Genomic DNA, 15,233 nt, shown 5'->3' on the forward strand with positions numbered 1-15,233 from the left:
TTGCGGTGCTTCCTCTGGTCACCACCCGTAGAACGTGGTGCGCACCTGCGCGGAGCCRGACACCGTGAAGGCGTTGTTGCCCCACGGGCTGCCCGTCACGCCGATGACACTGAGGCCGCCCACGGTGCCGCCGGTGACCGAGCCGTTGGCCACGATGGCCTGGTCTTCGATGCGCGCGGTGCCGGAGGCCCGGCCGCCCGGCAGGATCGACGCGTAGGGGCCGACGTACACAGTCGTCGGCGTGCCCGACGGTGCGCAACCGCCACCGTTGGTATGGCGCACGGTGCCCGACGGACACGGATCACGCTGCCCGTTCTGGAAGCCCTGCGGCCACGCGTTGGCCAGCTCGATCATGTAGGGGTGGCGCCAGATCGTGCCGTAGGCCTGGTCCCAGACGATCGTCTTGAACACCGACGGCGTGGCCGTCACCACCAGGAACAGCGGTTCGCCCGGGTTGACCCGGAAGGTCAGGTCGGCGTCCAGCCCCTTCTGCAAGGCGCTGTAGCGGCCCGAGGTGAACTGCGTGTTCGTGGCCACCAGCCCCCAGCGGAAGTCGGTGTCGGAGCCCGTCTGGTTGATGCCGCGGAACTTGACCGTCACGGTGGTGGCCCCGTTGACCGGGTACAGGCGCACGACGTTGTAGCCGAAGCGTTGCGGCGCGCCGTAGAACGGCGAAGCAAAACGGCGGTTGGTGGCCCAGTTGGTGTCCAGCGCTTCCAGCGGCATCAGCCGGCGCATGCGCTCGGCCCTGTCGGTCAGCGTGATGTTGCCGTAGCTGTTGCGGAAGGCCGCGGGCGTGGCCTTGTAGTCCCACACCACGTTGTGCATCGCCCAGTCACCGATGAAGTCGTTGAGCTGGGCGATCGACCAGCCGCGTGACGTCTGGATGTTGGTGAACGGGTCGGGGCCTGCGGTGGTCCAGATCTGCGTGACGGCCTCGGGGCCGTGCTTGTCCTTGAGGTACTCCATGAACTGCCAGTTGCAATACCGGTCGCGCGTGGACCCGAGGTACAGGTGYGGGGCGTTGGGCAGCATCTCGGAGCAGTGCAGGTTGCCCTGGTACTCGGGCAGCTGGTGCGGCGTGAAGTTCGCGTGGCTCTCGTGGATCCAGCCGCAGGTGTTCGACTGGTTGCAGGCCATGCCGCCGTTGTTCGTGGCCCASRACTGCCAACCGTGCGTGAACTCGTGCGTGAGGCCCCAGCGGTCCTTCAGCGCACCGGGCGCGATCCACATGCCCATGTGCAGGTTGCGCTGGGGATCCACCCAGGCRCCGSCGGTCAGGCCCCAGCCGGAGTGGATGTGGATGGCGGGCTTGATCTTGTCGGCCTTGTTGTAGAACGGCTCGGGCATCAGCAGGTTCGAATTGAACAGGTTCTGCCAGACCGTGTTCTCGAGCGTCTCGGCCGCCAGGGTCAGGTCGGCCTCGGAGAGGGYCTCGTCCGAATAGAAGGCGAAGTGGGCCGATTCCTTGAGCAGCTTGAAGTGCGACTGTTCGGGGTTGGGGCCACCGGCGCGCCAGGTGCCCGGGGTGACGGCCGGCTTCGGGGTGGCGTTGGCCGGTGCCCAGGTGGTCACCGTGGTGCCTTGGTCAACCGCCGGAGCGGGAGCAGGAGCAGGAGCAGGAGCAGGAGTCGGTGCTGGTGCTGGTGCTGGTGCTGGTGCTGGTGCTGGTGCTGGTGCTGGTGCTGGTGCTGGTGCTGGTGCTGGTGCTGGTGCTGGTGCTGGAGCCGGAGCTGGAGCTGGAGCTGGAGCTGGAGCTGGAGCTGGAGCTGGAGCTGGAGCTGGAGCTGGGGCTGGGGCTGGGGCTGGGGCTGGGGCGGCCGTGTTCGTGGCGCAGAACCCGATCGACTCGGTGCTGGCCCTGGCCGCCAGGGTCTTGTTCCATGCCACCCCGGAGAGCGACAGCGCGGTGCCCGTCTGTTGCCATTGGGCGTTCCAGACGTTGTTGACGCGGCCCGGCACGGTGAGCGAGCCGCTCCACTGCACGGGTTCGTTGTTCGGGTTCACCACCGTCACGCCGGCGCAGTACCCGCCGTTCCACTTGTTGTGGACCACGTAGGTCAACGTGACCGGGCTGGCTGCGCGCGCGCTCGCCGCGAAGAGGCCGGCCAGGACGAGCCCGGCGGCCACGGATTTCATTCGATGCATGTGGTGGTTCCTTCCCTGTGTGATGGATCAGTTCTTGTTGTCTGCGGTGTCACGACGGCAGCTTGCAGGCCGCTACCCGTTGCACCTGGACCCTTGTGCCGCCCGGGCTGTAGGCCCACACCACGTCGCCAGCGGGCGTGGGGGTCATGTCCTGGAACGTGTCGATGGCAAGCGTGGTGGTGACGGGACCTTCGAGTACGGCGCCGGAGCCGGCATCGGCCACGGCCAGCACGAGCTTGCCGCCGGCCTTCCAGCCAATCAGCAACTTGCCGGTGCCGTACGCCGCCATGTATGGACGAAACGGGTAGGTGGCATCGATGCCCGTGGCGGCGGTGATCGTGGTGGTGGCGCCCGGTGCGCTGCCACTGTCGGGCACCTTTGCCAGCTTCAGCACGAGCTTGCCGCCGACCGATTCGATGTAGTTGAGCCAGTGGCCTCCGGTGGTGGGCACCAGCCCGCCCAGCGCCCGTTGGGCCGGGTCGCTGCCGTCCAGCCATTGCAGCGTGCTGGCCGTGGACGTGGGGGTGGCCAGGCGCGCGGTCCGCATCGCGTTCGGATAGGCGTCGCCGTGGCAGCTGGCCGCCCACTGCGCGCCGTTGTGGGCGAGCCGAACGGACCAGCTGTGGCTGCAACCCCAGTCCCAGCCGCCAGCAAGCAAGCCGCCCGTGGCTGCATCGACGAACTTCAGCGTGTCGCCGGCATGGATGTCGACCTCGCCGGCCACGTTCGGCCGAGCGGTGGACATCGCCGAGCGGTAGTAGACGCCGATCTTCGTGCCGTCGGTGGCCAGCCGTGCCGTGTGGCCGTACCACCAGATGAACTGGGCGCCGGCGCTGTCGACATTGCCCTTCTTGGTGAGGGTGGTGCGTGAGAGCGTGGTGCCGGCGGCGTCGACCCGCACCAGGTCCATCTTCCCGCACACCGCGTTGTCCGGCGTCGCGGCGGATCGGCAGTACTTGGCCGAATGGATGTCAGGGTCGTTGGCCACCACGGCGAGGGCGGCACCGGTGGCGGTGGCAAGCATCGCATGCACCTCCAGCCCGGCGACCCCGGGCAGCGATGGGCCGAGTGCATCGGCGGTGGTCAGCGTGGCCATCTTGATGGCCGAGGCGGTCCGATCGGTCCAAGCGAGCAGTGCGGTGCCATCGGCGCGCGGCGCGATGACCGCGGGGGTGTACTCGTCGTTGGGGGCCGCGTTGCCACCGACGGTCAGCGAGGTGGACCGGAGCCGTTCGGCCAGCGTGTCACAGGCAGCGGGGGCCGGCGCAGGGCTTGGAGCTGGAGCTGGAGCTGGAGCTGGAGCTGGGGCAGGGGCAGGGGCAGGGGCAGGGGCAGGGGCAGGGGCAGGGGCAGGGGCAGGGGCGGATGGCGGCGGCGCGGCCGCCACGTTGTCTTGTGACGAACCGCCGCCACATGCGGCGACCAGCGCGGCTAAGTTCACCAGCAGGGCCAGGCGCAAGCGATGGGTGGAGTTGCGGGAAAGGCTCATGGTCGGCGAGGCACAGGATGAAAGGGCAGGACCGGCACCCATCCGCGGTCCGGGGTGGGCGTGGTTGTACGACGTGGGCTCACATGTTCGCCGAGGCACGAACGGATTTGTGGGACGAATCGTGCGCGAACGTAATGCGTGTAAGAGTCGTGATGTCCGCCCGGGGCCGGCGGTTATCGGATGCATCGAGCGGAGAATTTGAAGTTAGTATCTCGGCCCCCGAACCATGAGGCTGAGATGAACGCCCCCATCGCAAGTCTTTACTTTGTCTCTGCGGGCATGTTGTTGATGGGTTCGTTTCACGCAGCACTGATGGCGCGCAGCAGCGACCATGTGAAAGCCGCGTGGCTTTTCTCCGCCATTTGCCTGGCCTTTTCGTTGTTTCAGGTTTCCAACGCGGCGCAATACACGGCGGGCGATCTGCCGGCGGCGGTGGATGCCCACAAGTGGGTGAATCTGTTTCTGCTGCTGATCGTCGCGCTCATCTGGTATCTGGTGGCTGCTTTCGACGACGCGTGGTACGCACCCGTGATGTCACACGGCATTGCCGTGTTGATTGGCGTGGTGATCGCCTGCAACTTTGCCGCGCCGTTCGGATTCCGGTTTTCATCGGTGCACCCGGATATAGCCGTCGTGTTGCCGTGGGGCGAGAGGATCGCCGTTCTTTCCGGTGAACCCTCTGCGGTTTCCCGGGTGGTGCGCGTGGTGTCGCTTGCCTTGATGGTCTACGCGCTGCTGTTCTCGGTACGGGTCCACAGGCTGGGGGAGCGGTTTGCCAGTGCCCTCATCTGGGGCTCCGTCGGCCTGATGTTCCTGACCACCGGCGCCGCAAGCCTGTCGGATGCCGGGACGTTGAAAGTGCCTTACCTCGGCGGGTTCGGCTTCCTGTTCCTGGCCGCCTCCTTTTCGATCATGGTCCGGACGAACTTCTCGAACCGGAAACTCGAGCAGGTCCGGATCAGCAGCGCGCTGGTCCAGGAAGTGGAGCGCCACGAGATCGCCAAGCAGCGGTTCCAGCACGCGCTGAACAACGACCCCTTGACGGGCTTGCCCAATCGTTCGGGCGCGCTGGACCGGCTGCACATCCTGGTGGACCTCAACGGGCTGAATCGCACTGTGCTGGCGGTGTTCCTGCTCGACGTCGATCGGCTCGGCATCATCAACGGCACCCGCGGCCACCAGGTGGGCGACCAGGTGCTGGTCGAGGTGTCGGAGCGCCTGCGGCACAACGTCACGGACAGCGACCTGGTGGCGCGGTTGAACAACGGGGGCTTCCTCGTGGCCGCCGGCAACCTCGTGGGCGAAGGCGGCGTGGCCGTGCTGTACGACAGGCTGGCCGCCGCGCTGGAGGCGCCGTTCCTGGTGGCCGGCAGTGAGCTGCGGATCACCGCCAGTGCGGGGGTGGCCGTGTTCCCGGACGACGGTGGCGCGGCCGAGGATGTGCTGGCCGCTGCCGAGCTGGCGTTGCACGACGCCAAGCGGTCCGGTCCGGGCAGCCTGGGGGTGTATCGCCCATCCCTGAAGGGGAACATCCAGGAGCGGATCGATTTCGAGAATGCCTTGAAAGCGGCGTTGATCAAGCGCCAGTTCTTTCTCTGCTACCAGCCGCAGGTGCGTGCGTCGGATGGGCGCACGGTATGCATGGAAGCCCTGATCCGATGGGAGCACCCGACGCATGGCCTGGTCTTGCCGGACCGATTCATCCAGTTGGCGGAATCGATGGGGCTTATCGCCGCCATCGGTTCGTGGGTAATCGAGTCTGCGTGCGAGCAGTTGGCCCGCTGGCATGCGATGGGGTATGACGGGTTGAGGGTGGCGGTGAATCTGTCGGCCCAGCAGTTGCTGGTGTCGAACCTGGAAGAAACCGTGGCGCAGGCCATTCGGCGATTCGGCCTCGCGGCGGCCAACGTCGAACTGGAAATCACGGAATCCGTGCTGATGCAGGACCCCGAGAGTTCCATTGCACGCCTCGGTGCGCTGAAGAGCCTTGGTGTGCGCCTGTCGATCGATGATTTTGGAACGGGTTATTCATCGTTGAGTTACCTCAAGGTATTGCCGGTGCACGCATTCAAACTGGATCGCAGTTTTGTGCGGGACATCGGCAAGGGCGGCAAAGACCTCGAGATATGCGCCACGGCCATCGGGTTGGCGAGAAACCTGGGTCTGGACATCGTGGCCGAAGGCGTTGAAACTGAGGCGCAGGCGCGCCAGTTGCGGGCGTTGGGGTGCCACCTTCTCCAGGGTTACTTCTTTGCCAGGCCGCTGGCTGTCGCCGCGGCCAATGAGTTTCTCGGCGGGCCCTTCAAGAGCCTGGAAACGGGCGCTATACCATTGGAATTCGTCGGCTGAAACTGGGTATTTACCCTCCCGCGGGCTCGCGGGAAACAGTTTGTTGGCGCTGACTCCTGCGTCAATGTAGGCCCGTTGGGTCGTTGAATACTCGCGCTCGCGAGTTTCCAGAGGGCGATTCCTTGGCCGCCTTCGACGGCGTGGCTGTAAGTGGCTGTGTCGAATCCAGAAAGCATTGTTTCAGAGTATGGGAATGCTGTTTCTTTCTCGCGGTCCCGGTTAGGCTCCGCGCCGTTGTCGGACGTCTGATGTCTGACGTCAATGCGCGCAACTGCACCGGTGTCGACCCGTGGGCAGAAGGGCGCGCGGCAACGTGGAAGGCGCTTTGGCGTCTCCGGAGGCCTGTTGCAGGACCCCGCGTCTTCTCCGTTCGGAAGGGCGCAAACAGGTGGTCAGTCCGAGTTCTCAACAACCCGAGAAAGAAGCCCAATGAAAAAGATCCCGAGTCCCCTGCGTTTGACATTCCTCGCAGTGGCATGTGCCGCTGCCACCCCCGCGCTGGCCGTCGATTGGCCGTCCGGCTTTTCCAAGTGCGCCGACGAAGGCGAGAGCTGCAAGGTCGGCACCACGCCGCGCCAGGTGTCCTTTGGCGTGAAGGACAAGTGGGTCCTGAAGACGTTGTCGGGCACGGTGTCGTGCGCCAGCGCCACGTTCGACAACGCGGACCCGAATCCGGGCCGCACGGAAAAGTGCGCTGTGGGCCCAGCCGGCACGCCGGCACCCGCACCCGCACCCGCACCTACGCCTGCCCCGACACCGGCGCCCACCCCGGCCCCCGCACCTGCTCCGAGCGGCGCGTCGGGTGGGTACGGCGGATCGGTCACCGGTGGAGGCAGTGTCACGGCCGTGACGGCCGCCACCGCGGCGCAGATGCAAGCCGCGATCGATGCCTACACCGGCACCGGCGGCCTCGTGGTCCGCTACACCGGCAAGTTCGACTACAGCGCCATCACCGACACGTGCGCGCAGTGGCAGAAGAACGCGGGCGCGATCGTCGAGATCAAGAACAAGGGCAACGTCACCATCGAAGGTGCTGACGGCTCGGCCGCGAACTTCGGGCTGGCGATCAAGGGGGGGGCCACGAACATCATCATCCGCAACATGACGATCGGCCTGCTGCCCGGCTCCATCGATGCCATCGGCATCGAAGGGCAGGGCGGGCAGTACCCGGGCTACATCTGGGTGGACCACAACACGCTGTTCAGCAGCACCAAGGAATGCTCCGGCGCGGGTGACCTGGAGTTCGACGGTTTGATCGACAGCAAGGCCGGCGCGCACCACATCACCTACTCGTACAACCACATCCACGACCACCAGAAAGTGGGCCTGATCGGTTCGAGCGACAGCGATTCCAGCGACCGCTTCATCACGTTCCATCACAACGTCTACCAGAACGTGAAGTCGCGGATACCGCTGCAACGCGGCGGCTACACCCACCTGTACAACAACCTGTACAGCGGTGTGCTGACGTCGGGCGCCAACGTGCGCATGGGCGGCTTCTCGCTGATCGAGGGCAACTACTTCGAGAATGCGCAGAATCCCGTCACCTCGCGCGACAGCTCCGCCATCGGCTACTGGGAACTGCGCAACAACAATGTGAAGTCGCCGGCTGACTTCGCCCAGTACGGCATCACCTGGGTGGCGAGCGAGTCGTCGCCCACGCGTGACGCGAAAGACTGGGTCAGCACCGCCACGTTCCCGGTGGGCATCCCGTACAGCTACACCGTGCAGGACCCCGCGTGCGTGAAGCAGAAGCTGGCCACCGTGGCCGGTGCCGGCAAGGCGCTTGCCAAGCTGAGCTGCAACTGACGGTGACGCGGGCCCGGGCGGCATGACTGCTGCCCGGGCTCCGATCGGCCCGCGGCCAGTCACTCCTCGGCACCGACCTTCAAGCCGTGACCGCTCCACAATGGGCGATGACCGACCCGTTGCCGCTGCTTTACAGCTACCGCCGTTGCCCCTATGCCATGCGGGCGCGCATGGCCTTGCTCCAGGCGGGCCATGCGTTCGAGGTCGTCGACGTGGACCTGCGGAACAAGCCCGCCGCGTTGCTGGCGCTGTCGCCCAAGGGCACCGTGCCGGTGCTGCGGTTGCCTGACGGGCGGGTGCTGGAGGAGAGCTGGGACATCATGCGGTGGGCGCTGGCGGCAGAGGACCACGACGGTGTGTGGTCCCGGGCGCAGTCGGCCGTGAACCTCGATCTGCTGGCGCGCAACGACGGTGCGTTCAAGCACCACCTGGACCGCTACAAGTACCCCGAGCGCTTTGGCGAGCCCGACGGCCTGCGGGACCACCACCGCGCGCAGGCGGTGGCCGTGTTGCTCCTGCCGCTGCAGGCGCGGCTGCAGCACGAGCCCTACCTGGGCGGCGCGGCGCCGTGTGCCACCGACCTGGCGATCTTTCCCTTCGTGCGCCAGTTCGCCGCGGTGGCCCCGGCCTGGTTTGCCGGGCAGCCCTGGCCGGCGGTGCAGTCGTGGCTGGCGGCGTGGCTGGGCAGTCGCCTGTTCGGCGTCTGCATGGACAAGGGGGCCGTGGCGCGGCCGGCGCAGTTCAGGTGACCGCCGGCGTCTCCACGTGTGCCGCGAAGCCCACCTGCCCAGGTGCCACGTCTGCCCGCAAGGTGAGCGCCGGGATCTCGTACGCCCCCGCGTTCTGCGGGCGAAATGCGATGGGCGGTGTCGTGGCCAGGGTGTCGAGGCGCTGGCCCAGGGCTTCACTGACCGCCTCGAACCGGGCGCTGTCCATCTTGCCGGTGCGGTGGACGACGAACGGCGGCAGCACATCGAAGCCGGGGTAGTACAGGATCCCGTGGTGGATGGGGAACAGCACGTCGTCCATGGGGCCGTTGATGCCGCGCGGGCCGTAGTGCGATTCCCAGCCGCCCGCGGTGACGACCAGCATCGCGCGCTTGCCGGTCAGCGTGCCTTCGCCGTAGCGGTCGCCCCAGCGGGCGTCTGAGTGTTCGCCTACGCCGTAGCCAAACCCGTAGGCAAAAACCCGTTCCACCCAGCCCTTGAGGATCGCGGGCATCGAGAACCACCACAGCGGGAATTGCAGGATCACGGCATCGGCCCACAGCAGCTTCTGTTGCTCGCGGGCGATGTCGTCGGGCTGGTTGCCAGCCTCGAACGCCTGCTTGGAGTCCAGCGCCGGGTCGAAGCGTGTGCCGGGCGGCCGGTGTGGGCTGTCGTCGGCGTCGAGCGTGGTTTTCCACTGCATGGCATGCAGGTCCGAGACCTGGACGGTGTGCCCCGCCGTTTCCAGGCGCCGGACCGCAAAGTCCTTGAGGGTGCCGTTCAATGACCGGGGTTCGGGGTGGGCGTGGACGATCAGGACGTTCATGTCGAGGGCATTTCGTTGCAGGGAGAAGGAACGATAGGGGCCCGACCGGTATATTGGAAATGAATCCTCGACATGCCAGGTATTGCGATGAATGATCTCCGTCGGCTCGATCTCAACCTGCTCGTCACGCTCGACGTGCTGCTGTCCGAACACAACGTGACCCGCGCGGCGCAGCGGCTGAACTATTCGCAGCCGTCCATCAGCGTGCACCTGGCCAAGCTGCGGGACATCTTCGGCGACCCGCTGTTGCTGCCGGGCCCCCGCGGCATGCGGCCCACGGCGCGAGCCGATGAACTGCGCGAGCCGTTGCGGCAGGCGCTGGCGTCGCTGACCCGTGCCGTGGCACCCGCCCTGCCATTCGATCCTGCCAAGTCAACCCACACGTGGTGCGTGGCCGCCACCGACTACACCGAGTCGACCATCCTGCTGCCAGCGCTGGCCGGGCTGCGAGCTGCCGCACCGGGCAGCCGGCTGGCCGTGGTTGAGGCGGTGCCGCCGCGCCTGGCGCGGCAGGCGGAACGGGGTGAGATCGACCTGGCCTTCCGCACGAGCGAAGGCGCGCCACCCGAGCTGCACTGCCGTGCGCTGTTCACGGAGGAATACGCGCTGGTGGGGCGGGCCGGTCACCCGCGCCTGAAGCGGCGGCCCACGGTGGCGCAGTTCTGCGACCTCGAACACGTGATCGTGTCGCCGGACGGCGGCGGGTTCCAGGGGGTCACGGACGAGGCGCTCGCGAAGGTGGGCCTCACGCGCCGCGTGGTGCTGTCGGTGCCGCACTTTCTTTTCGTGATGTCGGCGCTGGCGAGCACGGACCTCGTGGCCATGCTGCCGTTGCGACTGGTGCGCAACACCCCGGTACTGAAGGTGGTGGCGCCGCCCGTGGCGGTGCCGGGCTACGAGATGGCCATGCTGTGGCATGAGCGTGTACACCGCGACCCGGCGCACCAGTGGCTGCGTGAGCACATCGCCGGTTCGTTGTGATGTGACCGTGTCAGTCGTCCAGTGTTTCGTGGAAGTCCGTGGCGCCCTGTTTCCAGTAGACGGCCACCTTCATCGCTTCCTTCGGCAGCGATTTTTCTTGCACGAGCATGGCGCGCAGGCGGGTCATGGTATGGGCTTCGCCGGCACACCAGACGAATCCTTCGCCGGGCGGCAGCGCCAGTGCACGGACCGCGGACATCAGCGCGTCGGCGCTGTCGACCCAGTGCAGGTCCACCTGCGCGGCGCCCGCGAGGGGGCGGCGGTCGGCGGTGTCATCGACGTGCGCGACCACGATCGCATGTGCACCGGCGGGCAGCTCCTCGATGCGGCGGTGGATGGCGGGCAGCGCCGTGGCGTCGCCCACCAGCAGGTGCCAGGCGTAGTCGGTCGGGATGATCATCGAGCCGCGCGGCCCGCCGATCACGGCGGACTGGCCCACGGCCGCCTGCCGCGCCCAGTCGCTGGCGGCGCCGTCGCCGTGCATCGCGAACTCGAGGGTGAGTTCACGGCGCTCGCGGTTGAAACTGCGGGGTGTGTAGTCGCGCATGACCCGGTCGCCCGACCCGTTGTCGAACATGAACTTGACGTGGTCGTCGAAGGAATCGGACGTGAAACCGGCGAGGGATTCTGCGGTGAACGTGACGCTGACGAAACTGGCGCCGATGGGTTCGACACGGGCCACCTGCACGTCGCGGCGGACGAGTTCGTGGCGCACGCGCTGGATGCGGCGGGCGGTGTGGACGGGAGGCAGCATGGCTTTGTTCTGATCGTTGATAATGTCATCCATCATGCGCAAACCAGTTGATACTGTCAACCAATCCCCTCTTCAGCACGCGGAAGAGGTGGTCGAGGCCATCCACGAGGTCATGCACCTTTTCCGCGCCCGCCAATACCGGGTGCTGAAGGAGGGTCCGCACGATCTTTCCCACATGGAAGCCAAGGCCCTGGGGTTTTTCGCGCGGCATCCCGGCGCCACGCCGCGTGACCTGGCCCAGAGCGCCGGGCGCGACAAGGGGCAGGTGGCGCGGCTCATCGGTGGCCTGCGCGAGCGCGGGTTCCTCGACGCCCATGCGGACGAGGCCGATCGCCGCAGCGTGCACCTCGAAGTGAGCGCCGCCGGCAAGGAGGTGCAGGCGGTGCTGCAGAAGCAGCGGCGGCGCTTGTCCACGCAGGCGGTGAAGGGCCTCAGCGACGCGGAGTGTGCGTCGCTGATGGTGTTGCTCGCGCGGGTGAAGACCAACCTCGAAGGTGAATGAGCGGTTCCAGGCCCGTCGCGGTCAGGCCGAGGGCGCCGCGGCGTAGGTGCGCAGGCCGTCGAGGTCCAGCACCCGCACGCCGCCGTACTCCAGCTGCAGCAGCTTCGCCGCCTGCAGCACCTGCAGGGCCTCGTTGACCCGCTGGCGTGACAGGCCCACCAGGTAGGCGAGTTCCTCCTGCTTGATGCGCAGCACCTGGCCCACGCCGGGATGCAGCACCGGGTGGAACAGCGCACAGAGGCTGCGCGCCACCCGTTCCTCGACGCTGGTCATCCGGTCGATCTCGCGCGCGGCGATGAACTGGCCGAGCCGCTCGTTGAGCTGCTGCATCACGTAGCGGTTGAACTCGATGCTGTGGTCCAGCAGGTCGTGGAAGGTGCCGGTGGGGATGCCGGCCACCACGCTGTTGCGCAGGGCCTCCACGTTGTAGCGGTACGGTTCGCGCTTGAGCACCGTGCCTTCGCTGAACCACGCCCCTGACGGCAGGCCGGCGAAGGTCATCGGCACACCGTCGGGCCGGTCGCTGCTCATCTTCAGCAGCCCGTTGACCACCCCGAGCCAGTGGGTGGCCTCCCGGCCGTGGCGGCACACCTGCTCGCCCCGCGCGATGTCGATCACCCGCACCTCCGCCACGGCGCGCTCGCGCGTGTCCAGCGGGAGCACCCGCAGCCACGGGATGCCGGCCACCTCGGTGGCGGTTGGCAACCGGGGCCGGAGCAACAACGCCTGCGCCTTCGGACTGAGGGTCATGCGGGTAATACCGGGTAGGACGGACCCGCAGATTGTCGTCGCGACGACATCCTGGCGTCAAAGCGCTCGCACAATGGGTTGCACTGATTGGCCCCGCCACGGGGCTGGAAGGAGCGAAGACCCATGGCTTCCACGTTCCCCGCGCTGCTGCTGGAACACGCCCGCCAGCGACCGCACGCCACCGCGCTGCGTGAGAAGGCGTACGGCATCTGGCAAAGCCTCACCTGGCTGCAATTGCAGGGGCTGGTGCGGGACATCGCCATCGGGCTTCTGGCGTCGGGCCTCCGGCCCGGCCAGCACCTGGCCGTGATCGGCGAGAACCGGCCGCGGCTCTACGCGTCGATGATCGCCGCGCAGGCCATCGGAGCCATCCCGGTGCCGCTCTACCAGGATGCCGCCCCGGGCGAGTACGTGTTCCCGCTGGTCAACGCCGAGGTGACCCACGCCATCGTGGAGGACCAGGAGCAGGTGGACAAGCTGCTCGAGGTGCGCGACCGCTGCCCACAGTTGCAGCACGTCTGGTACGACGATCCGCGCGGCCTGCGCGACTATGTACAGCCGGGCCTGGCGTCGCTCGACAGCCTCGTGGCCAGTGGCCGGCAGCATGACACCGACCTCGGGCCGCGGGTGGACGCCGCGATCGCGGCGGGCCGGGCGGACGATGTGGCGGCGATGTTTTTCACGTCGGGTACCACCGGGCAACCGAAGGGGGTCGTGCACACCCACGCGACGCTGATCGACCGGGCGCAGGCCGGCGCCCGGTTCGACCGCCTGACCGAACACGAGCAGGTGCTGGCCTACCTGCCGCCTGCGTGGATCGGGCAGAACATCTTCAGTTTCGCGCAGTGGCTGGTGTGTGGCTACGTCGTCAACTGCCCGGAATCGCCCGAGACCGTGGGCATCGACCTGAAGGAGATCGGCCCCACCTACTACTTCGCACCACCGCGGGTGTTCGAGGCCCTGCTCACCAGCGTGATGATCCGCATGGAGGATGCGGGCCGCCCGAAGCGCTGGCTGTTCGACCGGTGCATGGCGCTCGCGCGGCGCGTGGGGCCGGCGCGGATGGACGGGCGGCGGGTGGGGGTGGTCGACGCGCTGCTGTACGGCCTCGGCGACCTGCTCGTGTACGGCCCGCTGCGCAACACGCTGGGCCTGTCGCGGGTGCGGGTGGCGTACACGGCCGGTGAGGCGATCGGCCCCGACCTGTTCGCGTTCTACCGCTCCCTCGGCATCAACCTGAAGCAGCTCTACGGTTCCACGGAAACCGCGGTGTTCGTGTGCCTGCAGCCCGACAACGAGGTGCTGGCCGACACGGTGGGCGTGCCCATCGAGGGGGTGGAGATCCGCCTGGCCGACGGTGGCGAGATCTTCGTGCGGTCGAGCGGCCTGCTGAAGGGGTACTACAAGAACCCCGAAGCCACCGCCGAGGTGCTGAGCGACGACGGCTGGTACCGCACGGGCGACGCCGGCTTCTTTGCCGAGAACGGGCACCTGAAGATCATCGACCGCGCGAAGGACGTGGGCCGCCTGGCGGGCGGGGCGCTCTTTGCGCCGAAGTACATCGAGAACAAGCTGAAGTTCTTCCCGCACATCAAGGAGGCGGTGGCGTTCGGCAACGGCCGGTCCCAGGTGTGCGCGTTCGTGACGATCGACTTCGAGGCCGTGGGCAACTGGGCCGAGCGGCGCAACCTCGCATACACCGGGTACACCGACCTCGCGTCGAAGCCGGAGGTGCTGGCGCTGGTGCGCGGCTGCATCGAGCAGGTCAATGCCGACCTGGCCGCCGACACGCAGATGGCCGCCTCGCAGATCCACCGGTTCCTCGTGATGCACAAGGACCTGGACGCGGACGACGGCGAACTGACGCGCACGCGGAAGGTTCGCCGCGGCCACATCGCCGAGAAGTACGCCGTGCTGATCGAGGCCCTGTACGGCGGGCGCGACCACCAGCACATCGCCACCGAGGTGCGCTTCGAGAACGGCCGCACCGGCACCATCGCCGCCGACCTGCAGATCCTCGACGCCAAGACCTACCCGCCCGTGAGGAGTGCCGCATGAACGCCATCACCGCGCTGCGTGCCATGGACCCCACCCTGGTGCCGCCCGTGCCGGCCGACCACGCCGTGCGCGCCGGGCACGTGCCGCGCATCGGGGACGTGATCCTCGACGTGCGCAACATCTCGCTGCGCTTCGGTGGCGTGAAGGCGCTGGCCGACATCAGCTTCGACGTGAGGGAGCACGAGATCCGCTCGATCATCGGCCCCAACGGCGCCGGCAAGAGTTCGATGTTGAACTGCATCAACGGGGTGTACACCCCGCAGGACGGCGCCATCACGTTCCGCGGCAAGACGTTCTCGCACATGAACCCGCGCCAGGTGGCGGAGATGGGCGTGGCCCGCACGTTCCAGAACCTCGCGCTGTTCAAGGGCATGACGGTGCTCGACAACATCATGACGGGCCGCAACCTGCGCATGAAGTGCGGGCTGCTGCAGCAGGCGCTGCGCATCGGGCCGGCGCTGCGCGAGGAGATCCGGCACCGCCAGGTGGTGGAGGGCATCATCGAATTCCTCGACATCCAGGCGTACCGCAAGGTGCCGGTGGGCCAGTTGCCGTACGGCCTGCAAAAGCGCGTGGACCTCGGGCGTGCGCTGGCGATGGAGCCCGGCGTGCTGCTGCTCGACGAACCGATGGCCGGCATGAACGTCGAGGAGAAGCAGGACATGTGCCGCTTCGTGCTCGACGTCAACAGCGAGTTCGGCACCACCATCGTGCTGATCGAACATGACATGGGCGTGGTGATGGACATCAGCGACCGGGTCGTGGTGCTCGACTACGGCCGCAAGATCGGCGACGGCACACCCGACGAGGTGCGGCACGACCCCGAGGTCATCAAGGCCTACCTGGGCCAGGGGAACTGA

The 15,233-nt window shown here is 67.4% G+C and carries 13 protein-coding genes and 1 pseudogene; 8 read left to right on the forward strand and 6 right to left on the reverse strand.

Going from position 1 to position 15,233, the window contains the following annotated elements; genetic code table 11:
• Positions 1-18: 18 nt before the first annotated feature.
• A complete protein-coding gene (locus tag ASC87_RS32395) occupies positions 19-1,575 on the reverse strand; it encodes a DUF6055 domain-containing protein (protein WP_056657485.1) in 1,557 nt (518 codons plus the stop codon).
• On the opposite strand from ASC87_RS32395, the gene ASC87_RS33040 reads away from it, so the two are divergent.
• Entirely contained in the window at positions 1,560-1,949 is a 390-nt protein-coding gene (locus ASC87_RS33040; RefSeq protein WP_235582050.1) for a hypothetical protein, read from the forward strand. The genes ASC87_RS32395 and ASC87_RS33040 overlap by 16 nt on opposite strands.
• Here the strand turns inward: ASC87_RS33040 and ASC87_RS33685 are convergent.
• A pseudogene (locus tag ASC87_RS33685) lies at positions 1,870-2,148 on the reverse strand (cellulose binding domain-containing protein); the annotation flags it as partial. The gene ASC87_RS33040 and the pseudogene ASC87_RS33685 overlap by 80 nt on opposite strands.
• 49 nt (positions 2,149-2,197) lie before the next feature.
• On the reverse strand, positions 2,198-3,637 hold the full coding sequence (locus ASC87_RS04695) for a hypothetical protein (RefSeq protein WP_235582051.1): 1,440 nt from the start codon (positions 3,635-3,637) through the stop codon (positions 2,198-2,200).
• A 237-nt stretch (positions 3,638-3,874) separates the two neighbouring features.
• Between ASC87_RS04695 and ASC87_RS04700 the strand changes: the two genes are divergently transcribed.
• The 3 genes from ASC87_RS04700 (at position 3,875) to ASC87_RS04710 (ending at position 8,544) form a co-directional block, all read left to right on the forward strand.
• The gene (locus ASC87_RS04700; protein ID WP_056657488.1) at positions 3,875-5,986 is read left to right on the forward strand and encodes a bifunctional diguanylate cyclase/phosphodiesterase; all 2,112 of its coding nucleotides are present in this window, start codon (positions 3,875-3,877) and stop codon (positions 5,984-5,986) included.
• A 429-nt stretch (positions 5,987-6,415) separates the two neighbouring features.
• Positions 6,416-7,795, forward strand: a complete 1,380-nt coding sequence (locus tag ASC87_RS04705) for a polysaccharide lyase family 1 protein (protein WP_082568396.1) — start codon at positions 6,416-6,418, stop codon at positions 7,793-7,795.
• Positions 7,796-7,902: 107 nt separating this feature from the next.
• Positions 7,903-8,544 (forward strand): glutathione S-transferase, encoded by a 642-nt coding sequence (locus ASC87_RS04710; protein ID WP_056657491.1) that lies wholly within the window; start codon positions 7,903-7,905, stop codon positions 8,542-8,544.
• On the opposite strand, the gene ASC87_RS04715 is transcribed toward ASC87_RS04710, so the two are convergent.
• On the reverse strand, positions 8,537-9,328 hold the full coding sequence (locus ASC87_RS04715) for an NAD(P)H-dependent oxidoreductase (protein ID WP_056657494.1): 792 nt from the start codon (positions 9,326-9,328) through the stop codon (positions 8,537-8,539). The genes ASC87_RS04710 and ASC87_RS04715 overlap by 8 nt on opposite strands.
• A gap of 87 nt (positions 9,329-9,415) precedes the next feature.
• Between ASC87_RS04715 and ASC87_RS04720 the strand changes: the two genes are divergently transcribed.
• Complete coding sequence (locus ASC87_RS04720; RefSeq protein WP_056657497.1) at positions 9,416-10,309, forward strand: LysR family transcriptional regulator; 894 nt, start codon at positions 9,416-9,418, stop codon at positions 10,307-10,309.
• Positions 10,310-10,319: 10 nt separating this feature from the next.
• Here ASC87_RS04720 and ASC87_RS04725 read toward each other — a convergent pair whose 3' ends face one another.
• Positions 10,320-11,063, reverse strand: coding sequence for a siderophore-interacting protein (locus ASC87_RS04725; RefSeq protein ID WP_056658089.1), 744 nt, complete (start codon positions 11,061-11,063; stop codon positions 10,320-10,322).
• 112 nt (positions 11,064-11,175) lie between these two features.
• Between ASC87_RS04725 and ASC87_RS04730 the strand changes: the two genes are divergently transcribed.
• Complete coding sequence (locus ASC87_RS04730; protein WP_235582052.1) at positions 11,176-11,565, forward strand: MarR family winged helix-turn-helix transcriptional regulator; 390 nt, start codon at positions 11,176-11,178, stop codon at positions 11,563-11,565.
• A gap of 21 nt (positions 11,566-11,586) precedes the next feature.
• Here the strand turns inward: ASC87_RS04730 and ASC87_RS04735 are convergent, their stop codons facing one another.
• Positions 11,587-12,315, reverse strand: coding sequence for a Crp/Fnr family transcriptional regulator (locus tag ASC87_RS04735; protein WP_056657503.1), 729 nt, complete (start codon positions 12,313-12,315; stop codon positions 11,587-11,589).
• Between the two features lie 123 nt (positions 12,316-12,438).
• On the opposite strand from ASC87_RS04735, the gene ASC87_RS04740 reads away from it, so the two are divergent.
• Together ASC87_RS04740 and ASC87_RS04745 are read left to right on the forward strand one after the other, a co-directional pair.
• Complete coding sequence (locus ASC87_RS04740; protein WP_056657506.1) at positions 12,439-14,373, forward strand: long-chain fatty acid--CoA ligase; 1,935 nt, start codon at positions 12,439-12,441, stop codon at positions 14,371-14,373.
• On the forward strand, positions 14,370-15,233 hold the full coding sequence (locus ASC87_RS04745) for an ABC transporter ATP-binding protein (protein ID WP_235582053.1): 864 nt from the start codon (positions 14,370-14,372) through the stop codon (positions 15,231-15,233). The genes ASC87_RS04740 and ASC87_RS04745 overlap by 4 nt, the downstream gene beginning before the upstream one ends.

It is taken from the genome of Rhizobacter sp. Root1221, from assembly GCF_001425785.1.
Taxonomy (GTDB): domain Bacteria; phylum Pseudomonadota; class Gammaproteobacteria; order Burkholderiales; family Burkholderiaceae_C; genus Rhizobacter.